The 22733-nt window shown below is 57.8% G+C and carries 13 protein-coding genes, 3 tRNA genes and 1 pseudogene; 13 read left to right on the top strand and 4 right to left on the bottom strand.

Annotated features, from left to right (window positions below):
• Positions 1-319: 319 nt before the first annotated feature.
• On the top strand, positions 320-2164 hold the full coding sequence (locus E8K88_RS08250; protein ID WP_136406187.1) for an NAD(P)/FAD-dependent oxidoreductase: 1845 nt from the start codon (positions 320-322) through the stop codon (positions 2162-2164).
• Between the two features lie 58 nt (positions 2165-2222).
• On the opposite strand, the gene E8K88_RS08245 is transcribed toward E8K88_RS08250, so the two are convergent.
• Genes E8K88_RS08245 through hemL form a run of 3 tightly spaced genes read right to left on the bottom strand, consistent with a single transcriptional unit; the run spans position 2223 to position 5001 of the window.
• A complete protein-coding gene (locus E8K88_RS08245; protein WP_136406186.1) occupies positions 2223-3071 on the bottom strand; it encodes an SAM-dependent methyltransferase in 849 nt (282 codons plus the stop codon).
• Positions 3068-3664 (bottom strand): Maf family protein, encoded by a 597-nt coding sequence (locus tag E8K88_RS08240; protein WP_136406185.1) that lies wholly within the window; start codon positions 3662-3664, stop codon positions 3068-3070. Before E8K88_RS08240 ends, E8K88_RS08245 begins: the two co-directional genes overlap by 4 nt.
• A gap of 32 nt (positions 3665-3696) precedes the next feature.
• Complete coding sequence (gene hemL / locus E8K88_RS08235; protein ID WP_136406184.1) at positions 3697-5001, bottom strand: glutamate-1-semialdehyde 2,1-aminomutase; 1305 nt, start codon at positions 4999-5001, stop codon at positions 3697-3699.
• Positions 5002-5773: 772 nt separating this feature from the next.
• Between hemL and E8K88_RS08230 the strand changes: the two genes are divergently transcribed.
• From E8K88_RS08230 to ssb, 8 genes are all read left to right on the top strand, one after another.
• Positions 5774-6160: a response regulator gene (locus E8K88_RS08230; protein ID WP_136406183.1), complete on the top strand. Its 387-nt coding sequence runs from the start codon at positions 5774-5776 to the stop codon at positions 6158-6160.
• 27 nt (positions 6161-6187) lie between these two features.
• Positions 6188-6565 (top strand): response regulator transcription factor, encoded by a 378-nt coding sequence (locus E8K88_RS08225; protein WP_136406182.1) that lies wholly within the window; start codon positions 6188-6190, stop codon positions 6563-6565.
• On the top strand, positions 6562-7128 hold the full coding sequence (locus E8K88_RS08220) for a chemotaxis protein CheW (RefSeq protein ID WP_136406181.1): 567 nt from the start codon (positions 6562-6564) through the stop codon (positions 7126-7128). The genes E8K88_RS08225 and E8K88_RS08220 overlap by 4 nt, the downstream gene beginning before the upstream one ends.
• A 20-nt stretch (positions 7129-7148) precedes the next feature.
• Positions 7149-9371 (top strand): methyl-accepting chemotaxis protein, encoded by a 2223-nt coding sequence (locus tag E8K88_RS08215; protein WP_136406180.1) that lies wholly within the window; start codon positions 7149-7151, stop codon positions 9369-9371.
• Positions 9372-9513: 142 nt separating this feature from the next.
• Complete coding sequence (locus E8K88_RS08210; RefSeq protein ID WP_240754409.1) at positions 9514-16011, top strand: hybrid sensor histidine kinase/response regulator; 6498 nt, start codon at positions 9514-9516, stop codon at positions 16009-16011.
• Between the two features lie 2 nt (positions 16012-16013).
• Positions 16014-16454, top strand: a complete 441-nt coding sequence (locus E8K88_RS08205; RefSeq protein WP_136406179.1) for a DUF1841 family protein — start codon at positions 16014-16016, stop codon at positions 16452-16454.
• 268 nt (positions 16455-16722) lie between these two features.
• Complete coding sequence (locus tag E8K88_RS08200; RefSeq protein WP_136406302.1) at positions 16723-17949, top strand: MFS transporter; 1227 nt, start codon at positions 16723-16725, stop codon at positions 17947-17949.
• 297 nt (positions 17950-18246) lie between these two features.
• The gene (ssb, locus tag E8K88_RS08195; RefSeq protein WP_136406178.1) at positions 18247-18762 is read left to right on the top strand and encodes a single-stranded DNA-binding protein; all 516 of its coding nucleotides are present in this window, start codon (positions 18247-18249) and stop codon (positions 18760-18762) included.
• 31 nt (positions 18763-18793) lie between these two features.
• On the opposite strand, the gene E8K88_RS08190 is transcribed toward ssb, so the two are convergent.
• Entirely contained in the window at positions 18794-22153 is a 3360-nt protein-coding gene (locus E8K88_RS08190; protein WP_136406177.1) for a hybrid sensor histidine kinase/response regulator, read from the bottom strand.
• A 95-nt stretch (positions 22154-22248) separates the two neighbouring features.
• Here E8K88_RS08190 and E8K88_RS08185 point away from each other — a divergent pair.
• The 4 genes and pseudogenes from E8K88_RS08185 to E8K88_RS18180 all read left to right on the top strand — a co-directional run.
• Positions 22249-22334 (top strand) — tRNA-Tyr (locus tag E8K88_RS08185).
• Between the two features lie 38 nt (positions 22335-22372).
• Positions 22373-22446: transfer RNA gene (locus E8K88_RS08180), tRNA-Gly, on the top strand.
• Positions 22447-22507: 61 nt separating this feature from the next.
• Positions 22508-22582, top strand: a tRNA-Thr gene (locus E8K88_RS08175).
• Positions 22583-22651: 69 nt separating this feature from the next.
• Positions 22652-22733 (top strand): annotated as a pseudogene (locus E8K88_RS18180) (GTP-binding protein); the annotation flags it as partial.

The following is a 22733-nucleotide window of genomic DNA, read 5'->3' as shown; positions in this document are numbered from 1 at the left end:
GTGGTGGTCACAGGGCGTGCTCAGCCCCATTGTGTTGGCAAAGTCCAGCAGGGGGAATAAGGATTACCCAAACGGCATGTTGCAGTGCGGCAGTGGGTGGTGCAACAGGTGTTGCACGGTGCGCAGCTGTGGCGTTAACTGCAATAGTTGTGGCGCCTTGCAGCGCCGTCATACGTTCGGCTGAACTGCTGGATAGTCCGTAGTGTGTTTTTATAAGTCATTGATAAATCATTGTTTATTTGGCTGGCCTTAGCTGTTTTTTTGTTGGCACAGGGTTTGCAAACAGCCATGGCCATGATGACCACTACAGGAGACAAGCATGAATCAACCGACTGTTGACCAAGCCGTGCGCCGCTTTGCACAAACGCCAGAGCCTGCCCGAGCGCAAGTGCAAGCGCTGCTTGAGCAGTTGAACGACGCGCTGGCGCGCCGTGACAGCCAGGCCGCCGCCGACTTGTTCGCAACCGAATGCTATTGGCGCGATTTGGTGCTGTTTACATGGAACTTGAAAACCATGGAGGGGCAAGCGGCCATTAAGCACATGCTGGATGCGCAACTGCAAGCCATCGAGTCGGCCGTGTTTGGCCTGGATCCCAATGAGCTCACCGAGGAGGCCGATGGCGTGTGCTCGGCCTGGATCACGGTCGATACCAAGGCGATGCGCGGCTACGGCCACATCCGCATCAAAGAAGGCCGAATCTGGACCTTGTTGACCACGGCTCAGGAGCTCAAAGGCCATGAAGAGCCAATAGGCACGCGCCGCCCTATGGGCGCTGAGCATGGCATTCGCCGTGGGCGCCAGACCTGGCAAGACCGCAAGCTGGCAGAAGCGGCTAATTTGGGCGTGACAGAACAACCGTTTGTGTTGGTGATTGGCGGCGGCCAAGGCGGTATTGCGCTGGGGGCGCGCCTGCGGCAATTGGGCGTCTCGCACATCGTCGTCGACCGCTATGCGCGTCCTGGTGACCAATGGCGTAGCCGCTACAAGTCGCTGTGCCTGCACGACCCGGTCTGGTATGACCACCTGCCGTATATGCCGTTTCCTGACAACTGGCCGGTGTTTGCGCCCAAGGACAAGATTGGTGACTGGCTGGAGATGTACACCAAGGTGATGGAGGTCAATTACTGGTCATCCACCAATTGCCTCAAAGCCCATTACAACGAAGCGGCCAAAGAGTGGGAAGTGACGGTGCAGCGGGATGGCCAGGAGCTGGTGATCCGGCCCAAACACCTGGTGTTTGCCACCGGCATGTCGGGCAAGGCGTTTGTGCCCAGCATTCCCGGGCAGGATGTGTTTAAGGGCGCGCAGCAGCATTCGTCCCAGCACTCAGGCCCAGATGCATATGCCGGCAAGAAGGTGGTGGTGATTGGCGCGAATAACTCCGCCCACGATATTTGCGCTGCGCTGTGGGAGCATGGCGCTGACGTGACCATGGTGCAGCGCTCATCCACGCACATTGTGCGCTCGGATTCGCTGATGGATATTGGCTTGGGCGACTTGTACTCGGAGCGAGCCGTGGCCAGTGGCGTGACGACCAAGAAAGCCGATTTGATTTTTGCCTCGCTGCCCTACCGCATCATGGCCGATTTTCAAGTGCCCTTGTACGACCGCATTCGTGAGCGCGATGCCGAGTTCTACCAGAAGCTTGAGAACGCCGGTTTCATGCTGGACTTTGGCGATGACGACTCCGGCCTGTTCATGAAGTATTTGCGCCGCGCTTCAGGCTATTACATCGATGTCGGGGCTTGCGATCTGGTGATCGATGGCAGCATCAAACTGCAGTCGGGCAAAGGCATCAGCCATTTGAGCGAGAACGCCGTGGTGCTCGATGATGGCACGGAGTTGCCTGCGGATCTGGTGGTTTATGCAACCGGTTATGGCTCGATGAATGGCTGGGTCGCGGATTTGATCAGCCCTGAGGTCGCCAACAAGGTCGGCAAGGTCTGGGGCCTGGGTTCAGACACGACCAAAGACCCTGGCCCTTGGGAGGGCGAGCAGCGCAATATGTGGAAGCCGACGCAACAAGAGGCGATGTGGTTCCACGGTGGTAATTTGCACCAGTCACGCCACTACTCGCTGTATTTGGCCTTGCAATTGAAGGCCCGCGAAGCCCAGCTGCCAGTGCAGGTCTACGGTTTGCAGGAAGTGCACCACACGCGCTGAGGGCGGGGTGATGCGGGGGGCGCGCCATCCATGGAGGGCGCCGCTCCCTTACCTAGTCTTAACAGCCAAAAATAAACACAGCCGGAGTTTTGCCATCCATTGGGCATTCCTCGCCTTGTTTGCGCCAACTTTTCACTGACATGCTTTGGCTGCGCGCAGTCGGCAGACTGATGCCGCTGTGGACCGACAGCCAGGTATCGGCTTGCAAATGCTGCAAACACGCTTGCCAGAGCTTGGCATTGCGGTAGGGCGTCTCAATCGCGATTTGCGCCTGGCCGGTTTTGCGTGCGTGGGCTTCGTACATGCGCAAGGCGTTGGCGCGGGCGCTGTCGTCTTGTGGCAGGTAGCCAATAAAGGCAAAGCTTTGGCCGTTCAGGCCCGAGGCGGCCAAGGCCAGCAGCAAGGAGATAGGCCCCGTCAGTGGCACCACCCGCAGGCCCAATTGGTGGGCGGCGCGCACGATCGACGAGCCTGGGTCTGCCACACCGGGCATGCCGGCTTCGCTGACCAGGCCCATATCGTGCCCATCCAGCGCAGGTCTGAGCAGGCTGCGTGGATCGAATGCCGGTGGGTCTGTGCGCTTTGGCGTGGCATTTTTAGCGCCTTTGGTGGCACTGGTTTTTTGCCCTGCATGGTCGCCGACCTTGTGTACTTCGCGTGGCAGCTCGACCATTTGCATGGCTTGCAAGGGCTGGCACAGTGGCACGTGCTCTTCAATGCGTTTGAGGTAGGCGCGCGCAGTTTTGGCGTTTTCGACAATCCAGTGCTGCAACTGGGCCGCTTGCTGCAAGGTGCCCGCTGGTAAAACATCGGTGAGCGGCGCTTGTTCGCTGCAACCAAAATCCAATGGTGCAGGCACCAGATACAAAGTGCCGCGTGGGCGTGGTGAGGGTGTTGGGGTGGTCATGGAATTTGCAGTCCGGCTTGGCGCAGCATGTGGCAGGTGCGAATCAAGGGCAGACCGATCAAAGCAGTCGGGTCGTCATTGTCAATCGATTGCAGCAGGCTGATGCCCAAACCTTCGCTTTTGGCACTGCCAGCGCAGTCGTAGGGCTGCTCGGCCAGCAGGTAGCGTTCAATCTCGGCCAGCGACAAGGCGCGAAAGTGGGTGCGGATCACGGCCACTTCCAGCGCTTCAAAGCCGCTGGCCTGGCAGACCACGGCGACGGCGGTATGGAACAGCACAGTCTGACCGCTCATCTGGCTGAGCTGGCTGATGGCGCGTTCATGCGTATGCGGTTTACCCAAGGGCGTGCCGTGCAAGTCGGCGACCTGGTCTGAGCCAATCACGATCGCATCTGGAAAGCGCTGGGCGACTTCGCGCGCCTTGGCAAGCGCCAGGCGCTTGGCCAGCGCTTGGGGCGCTTCGCCCGCCTCGGGTGTTTCGTCGACATCGGGCGCCTGGGCATCGAATGTCAGGCCCAGACGTGCAAGCAGCTCGCGGCGGTAGCGCGAGGTCGAACCCAAAATCAACGGGCGAGTGGGAGGAGTAAGTGTCATGGCAATACAGCAAGCAATTTTGAAATACGTTCTTACAAGCCAGCAACCATTTCGGCAAAGACTTCGGTGGCTGCGGCAATCGTGTGTTCAATGTCCTCTTGCGTGTGTGCAGCGCTGACAAAGCCGGCTTCGTACAAGGCGGGAGCCAGGTAGACACCGCGTTGGAGCAGGCCATGGAACAGCTGGTTGAACAGCGCGCCTTTGGTTTGCATGACCTGGCTGTAGTTGCTGGGCAGCTCAGGCAGCAGGAAAAAGCCGAACAGGCCGCCTTCGCTGTCGACGCTGAAGGGCAGACCTGCCTGTGTGGCAGCCTGGTGCAGGCCGCGCATCAGGGACTGGGTGCGTTGGCCCAAGGCGGCGTGAAAGCCGGGCTCCTGGATCAGGCGCAAGGTGGTCAGGCCGCAGGCCGTTGCCACTGGGTTGCCAGACAAGGTACCGGCCTGGTAGACCGGCCCTAGCGGCGCGAGTTGTTCCATGATGTGTTTGGGCCCACCAAAGGCGGCCAACGGCATGCCGCCGCCAATGACTTTGCCCAGCACGGTCAAATCTGGTGCAAAACCGGGAATTTGCTGAGCGTACAGGCTTTGCGCACCGCCCAGGGCGACGCGAAAGCCGGTCATGACCTCATCAATGATCAGCAGCGCGCCGGCTCGTTGACTGAGCTCGCGCGCAGCTTGCATGAAAGGCACACTGGCACGCACAAAGTTCATATTGCCGGCAATCGGCTCCATGATCACGCAGGCGACCTCGGTGCCAAACTGGGCAAACGCCTCTTGCAACTGGGCGACGTTGTTGAATTCCAGCACCACGGTGTCTTGCACGACCTCCTGGGGCACTCCGGCGCTGGTGGCGTGGCCAAAGGTGGCCAGGCCCGAGCCGGCTTTGACCAGCAGAGAGTCGGCGTGACCGTGGTAGCAACCTTCGAATTTGATGATTTTGTTGCGGCCAGTAAAGCCTCTGGCCAGGCGAATCGCACTCATGCTCGCTTCGGTGCCGGAATTGACCAGGCGCACCATGTCCATGGATGGCACGAGTTTGATGATTTCTTCGGCCAGCTCGATCTCGCGCTCGGTTGGAGCGCCAAACGACAGGCCTTGTTGCATGGCCTGGCTGACCGCGGCGAGCACTTCTGGGTGGCCATGGCCGAGTATCATCGGTCCCCATGAACCGATGTAGTCTACGTAGCGTTGGCCATCGGCATCCCACAGATAAGCGCCTTGGGCCTTGTGGATAAATGCAGGTGTGCCACCGACGGCTTTAAACGCCCGCACGGGTGAGTTGACCCCACCTGGAATGCTTTTTTGGGCGCGGAGAAAAAGGGTTTCGTTGTGGTTCATAGTGCTTGTCGAGCGAAGTCAAGCCGCGGGCAAAGCGCAAAGGCTTGATCCGTTTTGCTTGCAATTAAAGGGGGCGATGGTTGCCATGTGCAGTGCAGCAAGGCCATTCGCTGCGTTAAAAGTTGACGCAGACGGGAGAGAAATTCAATGAATTCAATATTTTTGTGGCATATTTTCAACCGCTTTCTTTTCTAAGAACAGGTACGATCTTGGCGTAGACCGCGTTGGGGCCTAAAAGCATGCAATGAACGGCAAAAACCGCAGCCGAGCCAATAGCCCGGCGGGGTTTTGAACACAATAGTGCGCCTTTGGGCTCCAAGTCGAAGGACAAAGCGCCAAAATTACAAAAAGCGCATTGCGACGTTGTCCGTTGTGGCCGTACTCACGTACGGGCGGCAACAGGCGCCTTGTACTGCCTTTTTGGGAGTTTTGCGCGACTGCGAAAAGATCGTAAACACGTTCTCAAGCAAAGAAGGCTTTTGATATACGCCAATCGCATCAATAATGCGGGCATGAGTTGTGATAGTTTGTCATCGTAGCGCGTTAGCATAAGGCGTGAACATGCCTCATGGCTAAAGTGTACAGATTACAGGCAATTGGTGAAATTGTGGCGCGTTCTGTGTTGTGACCACTGAATGCTGCCGGTGTGATACCGTGCTGCCAGGGCCATGTCTGGCTGTTGAAGGCCAGTGTGCTGGGGTAGTGAACGGGCTAGCAATGCAAACAAGATACATATTATTGGTAGAGAGACTCACAATGACGGTGCAAACATATGAGTGATCAAGCAGCTCCCGCTAAAGTTTTGGTGGTCGATGACAGCAACACCATTCGACGCAGTGCTGAAATCTTTCTCAAGCAAGGTGGCCATGAGGTCTTGCTGGCTGAAGATGGTTTCGATGCACTCTCCAAGGTCAATGACTATGAGCCAGACCTGATTTTTTGCGATATTTTGATGCCTAAGTTGGATGGCTACCAAACCTGCGCGATTATCAAGCGCAATCCCAAATTTGCGACCACGCCGGTCATTATGTTGTCGTCCAAGGATGGCTTTTTTGACAAGGCCAGAGGCCGTATGGTGGGCAGCGAAGAGTATCTGACCAAGCCGTTTACCAAAGACCAGTTGCTCAAGGCAGTGCAAGAGTTCAGCTCAGCCAATTGATTATCGAAAGAATAAAGGCATTCCGTCATGACGATTCAAAAAGTATTAGTGGTCGATGATTCAAGGACCGAGCAGGCGTACTTGTCAGACCTCCTACAAAAGCAAGGCATGTCGGTGTTGATCGCTGGTAATGCCGATGAGGCCATGCTCAGCATCCAAACCGAGCGCCCAGACCTGATTTTGATGGATGTGGTGATGCCGGGTAAAAACGGCTTTCAGCTCACGCGCACCATCACCAAAGACCCGGTCTACGCAGACATCCCGATCATCATTTGCACGAGCAAGGGCCAGGACACCGACAAGGTCTGGGGGATGCGCCAAGGCGCCAAAGGCTATTTGGTCAAACCCGTCAAACTTGATGAATTGGAGTCGGCGATCTCTGCATTGCGTGAGGGTGGGGCATGAGTATTGCGTCTGATGGACAGTCCGCACTCACACCCCCCTCTTCTTCCTCTGATGATTTTCAGAACCATTTTGCCAAGCGCCTGAGACAAGTTGATGCAGGTGAGCGGGCCTTGTCTGCTTGGATGGGGGTGCGCATTGGCGAGCGTGCTTTGCTGGTTCCGCTCAGCCACGCCTCAGAAATCGCACCCTGGCAGAAACCCACACCCGTGCCCTACACGAAGCCGTGGTTCATGGGCATTGTTGGCTGGCGTGGTGAGCTCTCAGGCGTGGTTGATTTGGCCACGTTTCTTGATGACAAATATCCCAAGCGTTCTGAAGCACAGAGTGCAGCTTGCCGCCTGATGACTTTTAATCCGGCCCTGGAGATCAATGTGGCCTTGCTGATTGACCAGGTCGCAGGCCTCAAAAGTGTGGCTGAGTTCAGTCAAGCGCACCGTCCGCCAAGCAACACGGCTTGGCCATTTTTAGGCAATTTGTATACCGATCAACAAGGTACGACTTGGCAAGAGTTGAATTTGCAAAGTTTGTCTGCGAATGAGAAATTCCTTTCTATCGGCATTTGATTGTTTTATCTGGTTCTAAGATGACAGCTCCACACAAAAGCTCTGCTGGCCAAGAAGAAAAATTGGGCCTACCCACACCAGAGGCCTCTGCTGCCCAAGCTTGGCCTGAAGGCGCAGGGCACCATGCAATCTCTGAGAATGATGACAGGGATGCAGGCGACCAAGGCCCCTTCACCGCTTCTGCCGCTAGCTCGCTGCAGTCGACCTTGGCGCTGGACCATCGCGTTGATAACACGCGCGTCAAAATTCCCTTGCTGGGTATGGCCACACTGGGCAGCCATGTGCGCAAGCTGGTTGCGCTATTGGTGTTTGGGGCGTTGCTGTTCGTCTTGGGCATTGGTTTGGGGGTTTGGCAGTCGAACGACGCGCAAAAACTCTACACCGCCAGCTCAGATGCGACAACTTATACGCAGCGCCTCAACATCACGTCGGCTTTGGCGTTGGATGGCAACTCCCAGGCCTCTCAGGAAGTTTTGACCGAGGCTGCTGCGCTGGCCAATCAGATTGATGTGCTTGAGCAAGGCAACGCAGGCGATGGCTACGATTATTTTCCTGGGATGCTGCAGCGGCGCACGCAAATTCGTGACACGGCAGAGACCCTGCGCAGCACGCGCAGTGCCTTGCTGGCGCGTAATGCCGCGTTTGCTAGCCTGACGAGTTTGGTGGTTAGCGCGCAGGATGTGTTGCTGCCGCTGGAGCGACAACAGCTGCGCGGCAGCGAAGTCAGCCGCGCGGTGTTGCAGTTATCACTGTATCTGCAAGCGGCCTCTGGTATTGCGTATGACTTGTCTGCCAAGAACATTTTGCAGAGCGAGGACTTTGAGCCGTTGCTGAACAACCTGGATTTGGCACAGGCCACGTCCACACAGATTCAACGCTACGGCATCAGCGCTCAGGCCCAGAGCGCGCTGGCTTCGCTCAAAAGCAAAATTGAAGACAGCATCCAGGCGCTGGAGTCGATGAATGCCAACCTGGGTGAAATCAATAGCGCACGTGATGCGGTGCAAAAGCTCTACCGCCAGTCTGAGTACTTGTTGCAGCCGATTGATGCGATTAAAAATGGTTTGGCCGCGCGCGTGGGTTGGCAATGGTGGCAGTTGGTGATGATTATCGCGGGCGTGGTCTTGATGGCCGTATCCGGTTGGTTGATGGCGCTGTCTTACATCCGAAGCGGACAGGCCCGTTTTGTCGAGGCCGAACAAGTGCACATGGCCACCTCGACGCGTGAGAAAGACGCCAAGCGACTCAACGATGCCAACCAGGCGGCTATTTTGCGCCTGATGAACGAGCTGCTGCTGATCGCCGAAGGTGATTTGACGCAAGAGGCAACCGTGACCGAAGACATTACTGGGGCGATTGCCGACTCGGTGAACTACACGATTGAAGAGCTGCGCCAGTTGATCAGTAACGTGCACGATTCGGTGAATAAGGTGACCAAAACCACGGTGGCCGTGGATATGAACTCCACTGAGCTGCTGGCCGCATCGACTGAGCAGTTGCACGAGATCAAGGACACCGGTAACGCGATTTTGGACATGGCCTCGCGCATCAACTCGATTTCACGCAGCGCGCAGGAGTCTGCGCAGGTTGCGCGCCAGTCGCGCGATACCGCCGAATCCGGTTTGCAGGCGGTGCAGAACTCGATTGGTGGTATGAATGCGATTCGCGCGCAGATTCAAGAGTCCTCCAAACGGATTAAACGCCTGGGTGAGTCCTCGCAAGAGATTGGCGAGATTACCGAGCTGATCTCTGACATTACCGAACAGACCAACGTGCTGGCGCTGAATGCGGCGATTCAGGCCGCCTCTGCCGGTGAAGCGGGGCGAGGCTTCTCTGTGGTGGCTGAAGAGGTGCAGCGTTTGGCGGAGCGTTCAGCTGACGCGACCCGCAAGATTGCCGAGTTGGTGCGCGCCATTCAAAGCGACACACACGACGCGGTGGTGGCGATGGAGCGCTCAACCCAGGGCGTGGTTGAAGGGGCTACACTGGCTGACCGTGCGGGTGCACAGTTGGCTGAAATCGACAAGGTTTCGCGCCAATTGACGCAGCGTGTGGAGCAAATTTCGGATGTGGCCTCGCAAGAGGCGGCATTGGCCAACAAGGTGGCGCAGAACATTCAGCACATTTTTGCGGTGACCGAGCAAACCAGTGATGGCACCAGGGCCACGGCGCACCAGGTGCGTGAGTTGGCGCAAACCGCGCAAGAGTTGTTGCAATCGATTTCTCGATTCAAGATTCAGTAAGACGATTTGATTTCATCAAAGACGGTTTGACAATGCAGACCGCGGCAGTCACACACCCGCGCCTGGCCTGTTTCGCATCGGGCGGTGGTGTGAGGACTGCTTCAGCCATGGAGCAAGGCAAGGGCGAGCAATGATGGAAACTATGACAAATTCAATGCACAGCAAAGACGTCGCCAAAGGCCAGGATTTGGGCCCGCTAGCATGGGTTTTGGGGGAGATGCGTCAAACCTATGACCAAGCGATGGAGCGCTTGCAAGCCTTTGCCAGTGGCGTTGCTGACAAGAGCTTGAGGCCAGAAGAGTTGAGCGAGCAGGCCGCCGATTTGGTGCAGGCCAAAAGTCTGGTGCACCAGGCCTGTGGTGCTTTGGAGATGGTGGGCGCTTTTATTCCTGCATTCGTGCTGCGCCAGTCAGAGCATGCGGTCGCACGGATGGTGCAGCGTCCCCATTTGTGCACACCAGAAGCTGTGCAGGCGCTGTCGCAATCGGGCCTGGCGCTAGGCGAGTATCTTGAGAACTTGCTGGTCAATCCCCGTCTCTCGCCAGTATTGCTGTTCCCTACCTACCGCAAAGTGCATGCCTTGCTTGGGGTCTCGCCGCCGGCCAGTCCGGCTGATTTGTGGCATCTCGAAGGCGACTTGCACGAGCCCGAGTTGGACATGCCGCTCAAGGCCATTGCGCCCGGAGAGCGCGCCCGCCAAGTGCTGGACCGGTCTATTTTGAATGTCATGAAAGGCCACAACCAGGCGCGCAGCGCGCGCGATCTGGTCAAGCTGTGTCTGGGCTTGTCGCTGGCTAACCAGGCTTTTCGTGAACGCACGTTCTGGAAGGTTGCAGCGGGATTTTTTGAGGCCTTGTCCCTGCAAAAGCTGCCCAATGATGTGTATGTGAAGCGGGCTGCAACACGTGTGCTGGTGCAATACGCGACCTTGACAGAGGGCGATGCCCTGGTGACGGCCCGGTGGATGCAGGATTTGCTGTTTTTCTGCGGCCAGGCGCGCGATGTCGACCAGAGCACAGCGCCAGTCTTGTATGCGGTGCGTGAAGCATTTGGCCTTCAAGAGATGGAGCCTGTGGACTACAACCACACCGTCTTTAGCTTGATTGCGCCGGCGCAAAAACAAGCAATGCGGCAGGCCTTGAAAGAGACCACCGATGGCTGGAACGCGGTGATGGAAGGCCATATTGAGCAGATCGACCAGGTGGCGCGCCAGCTGGGCGAATTTGCCGCCTTGATCGGCACGCACATGGCCGCTGCCAAGCCGCTGATGGAGACCATGGAGGGTCTGGTCGAGCGGGTCAAGCAGACCCAGCAAGTGCCCACAGCCGAGCTGGCGATGGAGCTGGCAACGACGATTTTGTATTTCCAGGCCTTGCTTGAAGATGTACGCATCCGCTCTGACAAAATGCCAGAGCGCATGCAGGAGCTGACTCAGCGTTTGAGAGATGTGGCCGAGAAGGGCCATGCCCAGCCGCTGCCGGTGTGGGTCGAGGAGTTATACACCCGCGTCAGCGATGGCGAAACCATTGGCAGTGTGGTCAGCGAGCTCAAGGCCAACCTGAGTGAGGCCGAAAGCCATCTGGACCGCTTTTTTCGCTACCCGACCGATACCGCTGCGCTCGAGGATGTGCCCGGCATTTTGGGCCGCGCGCGCGGTGTGCTTGCGGTGTTAGGTTTGGTGCCTGCGACCAAGGCCATCCAACAAATCAACTCGGATATCCGTGAGCTGATTGACCAGAGCCAGCAGGAAAATGGGGAGGCCTTGGCGCTGTCGGATGCGCGTTTTGAGAAAATTGGCAGCAATATTGGCGCACTGAGCCTGCAGGTTGATATGCTGGCCTCACAGCCAAGCTTGTCCAAAGAGTTGTTCGTATTCGACGCCAATACAGGCCGACTGCAGCCTTTGATGGGGCGCTTGAAGGTCTACGAAATTGGCGGCCGGGATATTTTTGAGCACGTGCAGGAATCTTCGCGAGTCACTGGCCCGGTCGAACTGGATGAGAGCTTCCTGCCAGGTGCTGCGTCAGAGCGATCTGCTGCTGCCCAGCAAGCTCCCACGCAGCAGTCAGGCGCATTGCCAAGTGCCGAGGCTTCAAGCAATCCGGTGTCAGCTGATCAGGCATCGGATGCGGCGATGCAGCCTAGTCCTGCCCAGGCTGCAAGCCAACCCACCGCGGCCAGCGCCGATGACGAATCAGACGACGAGTTGCTGGAAATTTTCCTGGAAGAGGCCAGCCAAGTCATCGCCGATGGCCGCCAGTCCTTGGCGCTGCTTGAGGGCGATCCTGTCAGCGTGCCACAACAGACGATTTTGCGCCGCGCCTTTCACACGCTCAAGGGCAGCTCGCGCATGGTCGGGCTAGAGGAGTTTGGCGCAGCTGCCTGGGCCATGGAACAGTTGATGAACGGCTGGCTGGCCGAGCAGAAGTCGTTTTCATCGTCGATGCACCAGCTGTGCGCTGAGTCCTTAGGGCAGTTGGAGCAATGGGTGCATGATATTGAGGCACGCCAAAGCACCGCGCATTGGAGCGCTGAGCCATTTGAGCATGCGGCTTTGCTGATGCGCACCGAGTCACGTTACGTACCGCTGGCGCCCGCTGCGATGCAGCAAGAGATCGATGCTGCTGCGGTTGACACAAGTGTGCCTGAGGTCGAGGCGGCTGCGTCAGCGTTTGGCGATGAGGCCGAGTGGGATCTGGATACGCGCGCGATTGATCTCAGTATGGATTGGCCTGAGCCATTGGCTGAGCAGCGTGGTGCAGGAGTCGCTGCGACAAACGCTGCTCAAGCGCAGACACAATCGACGTCGGAGAAATTGTCAGAGGCCATCCGCTCTTTGGATGGCCTGGACTTGCCCGATTTAGACCTGGACTTCCAGACCATGCAAGAGCGCAGCGCCTTGCCAAGCACGCCGGTGCCCTTGGACGCTGCCGATTCGGTTGAGGAATTAGAGGCCGAGGCGCCTGCGATTGCGGCCTTGCTCGATGTGGATGCGCCAGAGGTCGATGCAGGCGATGCTGAGGACCCAGCGGAAGAATGGATTTTAGAGACCGTGCCCGCGCAGTTGCCAGGCATGGGAGCCCTTGAGCAGGAGGCGACTCCCACTGCGGCGCGTTTGCTAGTTGATGCCCAGTCTCTGGATGACATTGCCAGTTTGTCTGCACCCGCCGCGACAAGTTTTTTTGGCGACCTCAGCGCGCCAGCCGCTTTGCCAGAGACGCCTGCCACGGCATCAGACCCTGCGCTTGATGGGCAGGAACCAGAGGGCTCTGAGGCGATGTCGGCCCTGCTGACTTCATTGGAAAACAGCTTGTCGCGCACCGAAGAGGACGCTGTGCGTTGGGGTGTCAGCTTCAAAGAGACCGAGCTGGCTAATGGTATGGAGGCTGTGCAAGAGCGTGTTGCACCACCGCCTTCGATTGCTTTGAGCAGCCATGCGCAGTTGCTGGCGGATTTGGAGGCCTTGTCCGCTCCAACCGGAGAGCCCAGCGCAGCAGCGCCGCTGAACGAGGAATTGGCTGTACCTGTCGATCCTATTGGGGCCGCTGAGCCGGCGGATGAGCCCGCCTTGCCCGTTGAGGAAGCCGCAGCAGTAGCAGCCACGGTCGAGTCTGATGGCACGTTGGAGCCAGCCAGTGAAGACGGATTGAGTGGCGAGCTTGCAGCCACAGCGCCGCAGCAGGATGAGGCTGCGCAACAAGCGGCCGCGCAAATTGCCCAAGACCTGATTGGGGTTGGGCAAAAAGACGAGACCTACTGGTTGCTGCAAATTTTGCAGGCCACTCAGGATTTGGAAGAGCTGCTGGCCAACTGGCATACACCTGGGCAAGCAGAGTTGCTATCGCAAGACATCGTGGCACAAGCGCGCGGTCTGGTTACCGCAGGTGGCAATCTGGCAGTGGCCCCGAGTTTTGTCCAATACCTGGAGCAAATCGCCGCAGTGGTGGACTTTTTTGCGAGTCACCAGGCCAGCGATGTGCCCCAGGTGTTTGCCGCGCTCACGCACGGCTTGCAGACAGTGCAAACAGCCATGGACGCGATTGTGGCTGGTATTGGCAATGGCACGGTGGACTCTGCTGAGTTCAGTGCATTGCGCCAGTTGTTGGCGCAGGCACTGCGCAGCGACTCAGACGCGGCCACTGTGGATTTTGGGCAGCCGTTGCAGGCGCCTGCACCTCAATCGCACGAACCAGAGCCCTTTGCGGCGATGCAAGATTTGGTCGATCGCGATCTCTTTCCCATTTTTGAGGAGGAGGCGCTGGACTTGATGCCGCAATTGGTGGGCGCCCTGCGCCGCTGGCTCAGTGAGCCGAGCTCGTTTGAAGCGCGCAGTGAGTCGTTGCGGGTATTGCATACCTTGAAAGGCAGCTCGCGCCTAGCGGGTGCGCGCCAGATTGGTGAGATGGCGCACCGCTTTGAGTCAGAAATTGAGGCCATTGAAGCCAAAGACGACAGCGTGGCCGCGGTCGGTCAATTGCTGACCCGTTACGACGAGTTGCAGGCCGTGTTTGATGGGTTGCGCGGTGCTGTCAACGCCCAGGAATTGCACCAGCGGGCCAAAGAGAGCGCTGAGGTGGCGTTGGTGACGCGCTCGCAAGAGCGTGTGCGTGGCGACGCACAGGCCACAGCAGCGCAGGCCCTGCGCAGCAATGCCTTGTCGCTAGAAGCGGTGCAGACTTCGGCCGCTGCCGGCTATGTGCCCGAGCTGGGCGAACCGTTCGGTTCGGAGTTGCCGGGCCCGACGCCGCTGCTGATCCAGGCATCGAGCAAACGGCAGCAAACGGTGCGGGTGCGCAGCGTGCACATCAACCGCTTGATCAACCAGGCGGGTGAAATCCAGATTTCGCGCAGCCGCGCCGAATCACGTTTGCGCCAGCTCAATACCGCCTTGGATGGCATGACCGTGGACTTGGACCGTCTGCGTCAACAGCTGCGCGAGCTGGAAGTGCAGTCTGAGTCGCAAATGCAGTCGCGTATGGCGCTGGGCAAGGACAGTGCCAACTTTGATCCGCTGGAGCTGGACCGGTTTACCCGCGTGCAGGAATTGACGCGGATGATGGCTGAGACCGTCAACGACGTGGCTACGGTGCAGCGGACCTTGCAAGCGGCAATGGCTGGCACTGAAGACGATTTGATTGCGCAAGAGCGCAAAGGCCGTGAGTTGCAGCGCGATCTGCTGCATACCCGGATGGTGGAATTTGACAGCATTGCTGAGCGTTTGCACTCGGTTGTGCGCCAGGCCAGCACCGAGACTGGCAAGCGGGTCAATCTGGTCATTGAGAACGGCCGCATTGAAATGGACCGGGTGCTGCTCGACCGCATGCTGGGTGGATTCGAGCATATTTTGCGCAATTGCGTCAGCCATGGCATTGAGCCCAGCGCCACGCGTGAGAGTCGCGGCAAACCAGCCGCGGGTACCATTACGCTGACCGTGAACCACGAAGGCAACGACGTCTCGATCTCGTTCAAGGACGATGGCGCAGGTTTGGATTTAGAGGCAATTCGGCGCAAAGGCATAGAGCGTGGACTGCTTGTCCCTGGCCAGGTCTTGTCTGATAAAGAGCTGTCCAATCTGATTTTTATGCCTGGTTTTACCACCGCACATGAGCTGACCGGCATTTCCGGACGTGGCATCGGCATGGATGTGGTCCGTGTCGATGTGAGTGCCTTGGGCGGGCGGATAGAAACCCAGACGGAGCAGGGCAAAGGCACGACTTTCCGCCTGATCATGCCTTTGACGACGGCTGTGACGCAGGTCATGCTGGTGCGCTCTGGGCGGTTGATTGTCGGCATTCCAGCCAACCTGGTTGATGGCATTGAGCGGGTCAGTCAGGACGGTTTGAAGCTCGGCTACCAAAACGGCCAACTGGATGTGGGTTCATTGCGTGTGCCGCTGTACTGGTCGGGTGCCTTGCTGCAACACAGCCCGCGTTCAGGCGAAGACAGCGGCAAAGCTGCCCCTGTGGTGTTGGTGCGCAGCGCCGCGCAAGTGGTGGCGATCCACGTTGACGAAGTGCTGGGCAACCAGGAAGTCGTGGTGAAAAACCTGGGAGCGCAGCTATCGGCTCTGCCTGGCCTGGCCGGCATGTCGGTGCTGGCTTCGGGCGCGGTGCTGTTGGTCTACAACTTCATTGCCTTGTCCAGCGTTTATGGCGAGCAGGCACAAGCCCTGCAGCGCCAAGACAAATCGGACCACTCGGCGCTGGTGGATGCGGGCTTGCTGACCGAGCCCTCGGCAGAGCAGGCGATTCCGCTGATACTGGTGGTCGATGACTCGATCACCGTGCGCCGTGTGACGCAGCGCTTGCTCAAACGCGAAGGTTATCGCGTGGCGCTGGCTGCCCATGGCGCGCAAGCGCTAGAGATGCTGGAGCAAGAAACCCCTGCGGTGATGTTGTCCGATATTGAAATGCCACAAATGGATGGGTTTGAGCTGCTCAGACAAGTGCGCGATGACCGTCGCTATGCCCAATTGCCAGTGATCATGATCACTTCGCGCACCGCACAAAAGCACCGCGACCATGCGATGCAGCTGGGCGCCAACCATTATTTGGGCAAACCCTACTCAGATGCGGAGTTGCTGGAGCTGGTGCATGAATATGCCCACGCCCCCCAGTCCCAAGAGGCGAAAGTTCACTAGTTATGTTTGCACCTACCCAGGAGGATGTCCGCCGGTTTTTCTGCGGCGTCTACCAAAAATCGCTGGCCGGCCAACCCATGGAGGCACTGGAGACATTGGCCAGCCTATGGATTGATGAGCACCCCGAGTACCACAGCGACCTGGCAGACACCGAAGCGGCCGTTGAGCGCGACTACGATGCCTCTGTCAATGGGCGTAGTAATCCGTTTTTGCATCTCTCAATGCACTTGTCCATCAGCGAGCAGTGCAGCATCGATCAGCCGGCCGGCATTCGCCAGGCGGTGGAGTTGCTGACCAAGCGGCTGGACTCCTTGCATGCAGCCCACCATGAGGTCATGGAATGCCTGCAAGACATGCTGTGGCAGGGTCAAGTGCACCAACGTGCGCCTGATGGCGCCGCTTATGTGGAGGCGGTGCAGCGCAGGGCGACGCAGCGCAATTAAGAGCGAGCCCAAAGGCAAGGGCGCTTGCGTTGTTGTGCACTGTATTGCGTACATGGTGGCTGGCATGTTGTCACTGCCAGTATGGGCTGCTTACAACCCGCCAAGATGGGCCTGTTTGACGGCAACTGGTTGGTTATCTTCCTGTGCCAAGTGTGCGATGCGTCGGTTGTGCGCGGTTATGCCCGCACGGTGGACTGACATTCCCTAGAATGGCGGCACGATAGTGTTGCGCGGTAATTTTCTTTTGAAAACCTCTTCCCCTTATTCGATGACGGCTGGCGAATTGCGCGCTAGCCTGGCCCTGGCAGCCGTGTTTGCGCTGCGCATGCTGGGGCTGTTTCTGGTGCTGCCGGTGTTCTCGTTGGCTGCTGCAGACTACCAAGGCGGGCAAGACCCTGCGCTGGTGGGCTTTGCCATGGGCGTTTATGGCCTGACACAGGCGGTGTTGCAATGGCCGTTTGGCAAAGCCTCTGACCGTTTTGGGCGACGCAAGGTCATTGTGTTTGGCTTGTTCATCTTCATGCTGGGCAGCGTCGTGGCGGCATTGGCCGACACTGTTTGGGGATTGGTGGCAGGGCGCGCCTTGCAAGGCGCTGGGGCGATCTCGGCAGCCGTGACCGCCTTGCTGGCCGACCAAACCAGGGTTCAGGTCAGAACCAAGGCGATGGCGTTGGTTGGTATCAGCGTAGGTGCGAGCTTTTCTTTGGCGCTGATCTTGGGCCCCCATTTGGGCGCGCTATGGGGCCTGGATGGTCTGTTCTGGTTCGTGGCTTTTTTGGCGTTGCTAGCACTGGCGGCCGTGTATGGCTTGGTGCCCCGCCAAGCCGCTGCAGCCGACCTTGCTGGCCAGGTGCACGCGGACAGTTCCGAGCCGCATGCGGGGCGCCACAACCAAGCTGCGCCTGGTGCGCGCCAACGCTTTTCGCTGCCGATACTGCTGGTTGGGGTGTTTATTTTGCACGCTGTACAAATGGCATTGTGGAGTGGCGTGCCGCAATTGATTGCCCAGGCAGGTTTGGAGTCGGGCGCGCATTGGAAGCTGTATTTGCCCGCTGTGCTCGCGTCGGTGGTGTTTTTGGGGCTGGTGTTTGCTTGGGAGCGCAAAGGCAAAACACATAGCGCAATGCTGCTGGGGATCGGCTTGATGTTGTTGTCGCAGCTGGGGTTTTTTGTGCTGCTGCATGAGGCTCAGTTTGCGGCGCTGCTTTGGGCCTTGGGGCTGGCGTTGTTTGCCTTCTTTTGTGGCTTTAATGCATTGGAGGCCTTGCAGCCCAGTCTGGTATCTGCACTGGCCGATCCTGGTCGGCGCGGCTCCGTGATGGGCATGTACAGCACACTGCAGTCATTGGGGCTGTTTTGTGGTGGTGTGATGGGGGGCTTGCTGGTGCGCTGGAGCGGCTTGGGGGGGCTGTTCATGGCTACGGCGGCATTGACTTTGGTGTGGATCGTGTTAATGCTGGCCTCATCTCGGCGGGCGCACGCAGGTGCGCAATGAGCATGGCGGCGCAAGCGATTGATTGGCACATCAGTGCAGTGTTCAGCACCATCGAGCTACCCGCGCACGCGCAGCCATGGCTTGTCGTTTGCAGTACTTGATGCGCTGATTGATCCGTGCAATTGGGCAGTGCAATGCAGTCTGAAGCACATGGTTTCATGGCATTGATGTGTTGCAAGCTGCGGCCTTCATGCACAATACGATCCCAAATGTGTTTATACCAGCGGGCCATTGCCGATCTCTCGCCGAGCGAGAGGGGGCAGGGCGCCATCGCTGCTAAGAGAAGGAATTCAAACCATGGCTTCAGTCAACAAAGTCATTCTTGTCGGCAATTTAGGGCGTGACCCAGAGCTGCGCACTTTCCCCAGTGGTGGGCAAGTGGCCAATATCAGCATTGCGACCACCGAGCAGTGGAAAGACCGCCAGTCTGGTGAGCGCCGTGAGCTGACCGAGTGGCACAACGTGGTATTTAATGACCGTTTGGCCGAGATTGCCAGCCAATATTTGCGCAAAGGCTCATCGGTGTATGTTGAAGGCCGACTGCGCACGCGCAAATGGCAGGACCAAAACGGACAAGACCGCTACACCACAGAAATTCGCGCCGATGTCCTGCAGATGCTGGGTGGGCGAGGTGAGGGCGGAGCTGGTGGTGGCGGTGGTAATTATGGCGGCGGCTATGAAGCACCAGCTCCTGCGATGCAGGCGCCCGCGCGCCAAGCACCTGCGCCCGCACCGATGGCGCGCAACAATCCTCCTGCGCCGCCTGCAGCCAATTATGGCGACAGCTTTGAAGACGACGATATTCCGTTCTGATCATGCGTTGACCAGCCGACTAAGTGCTCTTCTAGGGGAGCTGCGGCTTAGAGCCTGTTGCTTGCAGCAACGCGCGCAAGGCTTGTTGGCCGGCCGTGGCGCAGTCTTGCAGCTGGGTCAGTTGCATTTCTAAGTTCGCGCTGGCGGTTTTGTTTCTCAGTTCATCGCTGAGCGCTCCGGCTGTTGCGCCAAGCCCTGTGAGTCCGAAAGTACCAGCTGTGCCACTGAGCTGGTGCAGCAGCCCGCTGGCAGTTGGCCAATCTTGCTTGGCAATCGCGGCTTGGGCTGCTAGTAATTGTTCTGCCGATTGTTGTAGGAAATGCTCGGCCAATGCCTGTGCCCGCGGCAGTGGGATGCTGTTGGCCAGCTCATGCCAAGCTTGCGGATCAAAGTCCGTGCCCGCTTGTGCTGGTGCGTCTGCAGTTGCTGTGGGTTCTGTGGGCATGGTGTGCGTTGGTTGTGTGGGAAGAATGCCGGCCTGCTCCAGCGTGCTCCAGAGTTCTTGCTCGACGATCGGTTTGTGGATAAAGCCATTGACACCGCTGTCCAGCGCGGCTTGTTGCTCGGTTTGGCCGTGGTGTGCTGACATGGCAAAAATCGGACTGGCGTTGCCCATAGAAGCTGCGCGAATCGCACGGGTGGCTGAGAAGCCATCGAGCCGTGGCATTTGCAAATCCATCAGCACGGCGTCGTAGCGTGGCGCATCCTCGGAGGTCACCGCAACGACTGCGGCGTGCCCATCTTCTACGCAATCGACTTGTATGTCCAAGTCTGTGCGGCTGGCCAGCAACTCTGCAGCAATCGTGCGATTGAGCGGATTGTCATCGACCACCAGGATACGCACACGAGTACGTTGGCCTTGTTGGCTGTGCGACTGCAATGGGGCATGTGCCGCGGCCGCTGCCGGTTGTGCCACTGGTGGTGTGTTGGTGGCTTGTGGGAGCTGCGCATCGTTTTTGAGGGCCAGTGGGCTGTTGTCTAAGGCGGCCTTGCGCAGAGTGATGGCGTTGATGGGTTTGGGCAACAAGCGGCTCACGCCCAAAGGCTGCAAGGCCCACTCGTCTTCAATACTCTCGGGAGGGGCACTGAGCCACCAGTGGGGGATGTGGTGGCCATGCTGGCGCAAGGTGTTGATGCATTGCGCCGCTTGCCCATCAATGAGTCGGTAGGCCACCAGACCCAGCTCAAATGGCGCTTGAGGCCCGGCCGCTTGTACAGCCAATAAGGCGTTGTGGCCTGAGTTGACCGCCACCACGTCACAGTCAAAGACCCGTGTCAGCAGCGTATACAGCGCATTTCTGGTGGGGGTATGGCTCTCTACCAGCAGGACTTTGGTGTGTTGTAGCCAGCAGGCGGTTTCTGGCTGTGCTTGCTGGGTGCGCTGGACCTGTGCAGAAAACCAGAAAAGACTACCTTGGCCGAGTTGGCTTTGGACTCCGGTCTGCCCACCAAGCAGCGAGGCGAAGTGGCTGGAGATCGCCAGACCCAAGCCGGTGCCCCCGTATTTGCGCGTGGTGGAGACATCGGCTTGGTGAAACGCTTGGAAGAGTTTTTTCTGCTCTTCGCTGGCAATCCCAATGCCGGTGTCGCGCACATCAAATTGCAAGCTCAGCGTGTGTTCTGTTTGTGCTGTCAGGCGCACTTGCAGGCTCACGTCGCCAGAAGGGGTGAATTTGATCGCATTGGCCAGATAATTGATCAGGATTTGTTTGATTTTGTAGGGGTCGCCTAGGAGTTGGTCCTCAATGTCGGCGTCAATGTCGCTCCAGAATTCCAGGCCTTTTTCTGCAGCCCGGGGTGCCAGTAAATCGCAGGCATCGGCGATGATTTGCTGCAACGAAAAGCGCGTGCGCTCTAGCGTGACGTGCCCGCTTTCAATTTTGGAGAACTCTAGGATGTCGTTGATGATGCTCATCAAATGGTGACTTGAGGAGAGTATGCTCTCCACGCGCGTCGTTTGGCGAGCAGACAGATCGCCTTTGAGGGCCAGTTGGGTCATGCCCAAAATGCCGTTGAGCGGGGTGCGGATTTCATGGCTCATTACGGCCAATAGGCGGGCCTTTTCCTCTGCGATTTGCTCTGCTGCTTGGCGCGCTTTGGCCAAGGCGCTGGCTTGCTCGATGCTGTCAGTGACATCGAGCCACACACCATTGATGATGGTTGAGCCATTGCTGTGCCTGGCTACCGTTGCCAAGGTGCGCACCCATTGTGTGGTTTCGCCAAATTGCAATGCCGTGTCATACGCCAGCGCCTCCGGCTGAGCGTGTCCAGCTGAGAATACCTGCTCAAACAGGCTGCGGGTCAAGCCCAGCGGGACGGCATGGTCCTGCGATGGCAGGTTATCGGCGGGAAAGACCATGTCCGCAGACGCATCTTCACAAGCATGGGCATTGTTTGCTGCGGCGCTGACAGGGAAGAAGTCGTTGAGTTTGGGACTGACAAAATGGCAGGTGCGTGTGCCCTCGCTGGAGTATTCGTATTGAAACACCACCCCGGGAATTGTTTTGGCCAACTCAAATAGCTGTTGCGAGACGCGCGATCCAATCGCTTGCTGGGCTGCTTGAAGCGCTAAGCGGTTGCCGTCTGCAATGAGGTGCGCCAAGACATGCAGCTCGCTGGCCAACGCATCGGGAATATCGGTTGAGGCAGTAGCCTCAATCAGTGATTGCTCCGTGGCCTTACTGGTGAGCTGATGCAGGGCCTGTGCGGTCGCAGAGAATGGCCGCTGCCACCACCGCCAGACAAACCAGGTAAGGGCGGCACATAAACAGACGATGACGCAGACAAAGAACCATGCCCAATTATTGAGTTGTTGTGATACGCCGGAAGCGCGCTGCAAGATGCCGGTGGCCAGTTGCCTTTGCAAAATAATGCGCGTTGCTGAGAGTTGCCGGTTGATTTCGCGTGTGAGGTTGTCTATGGCTTGGTTGGCCTCAGCAGCAGCAGGGCTGTCGCCAACCAGCTGGTTTTGCGCTTGTATGGCGGCACTGAGTGAGCTGGCGTGGCTTTGTGCTTGACTGAGTGCTGCGTGGGGCGTTTCACTGGCTTCGAGCACGATGGCCAGTTCATCTAATGTCCAGCTCAGCTGGTGGCTGCGGTTGAGCCATTCAACGCCAAACCTTTGAGAGGTATGTTTGGGGTCCAGTGCGGCAGAAGACAATATGGAGAAGCTGTCGGCCACGTCTTGCGCGCGCTCGGTCAGATCAATGGCGCGCAAGGTTTGCTGGTCTCTGGCAGCACGATTGTGTAGTTGTTGCTTGGCCGCCGAAGCCAAGCTTAGAATACCGGCGCAAAGAATCAATGCAATGCTGATGCCAAGTACGATCAGTTTTTGTGCTGCATTGGCTGTGCGCCGCGGCTGCAAAGCATGGTTGTCAGAGGCGGCGAGCATTAATTAATAAAAAAATATGTGATTTGGCCAAAGTAGGCGATATTTTGAGATAGAATTCGTTCCATCGCAAACTATGTGATATAGTTTACGGTTTCGGAGGGATGGCCGAGTGGTTAATGGCAGCAGACTGTAAATCTGCCCTCTTGCGAGTACGCTGGTTCGAATCCAGCTCCCTCCACCAATTTGGTTGAATTGGTGCACCGAAACACTAGTAACTGCGCGGGAGTAGTTCAATGGTAGAACCCCAGCCTTCCAAGCTGATGACGCGGGTTCGATTCCCGTCTCCCGCTCCAAAGAATGTAGTGAAAAGATTGTAGTGAGTATTCGCTGAGTCTTGTGAAGCGTCTAAATAGTGCCCATGTGGCTCAGTGGTAGAGCACTCCCTTGGTAAGGGAGAGGTCGCGGGTCCGATTCCCGCCATGGGCACCAGTGATATGCCGTGTGGTAGTCTCTGGTATTTTCCTCTGTTGTAATTTCATTTCTTTCGAGGTTTGAGAAATGGCAAAAGCTAAGTTCGAACGTACGAAACCGCACGTGAACGTCGGTACGATTGGTCACGTTGACCACGGTAAAACCACTC

Origin of the sequence: Lampropedia aestuarii, assembly GCF_004803635.1 — a bacterium.
In the GTDB taxonomy this organism is placed as follows: domain Bacteria; phylum Pseudomonadota; class Gammaproteobacteria; order Burkholderiales; family Burkholderiaceae_C; genus Lampropedia; species Lampropedia aestuarii.
The sequence above is the reverse complement of the archived record's forward strand: the minus strand, read 5'-3'. Positions and strand labels throughout refer to the sequence as shown.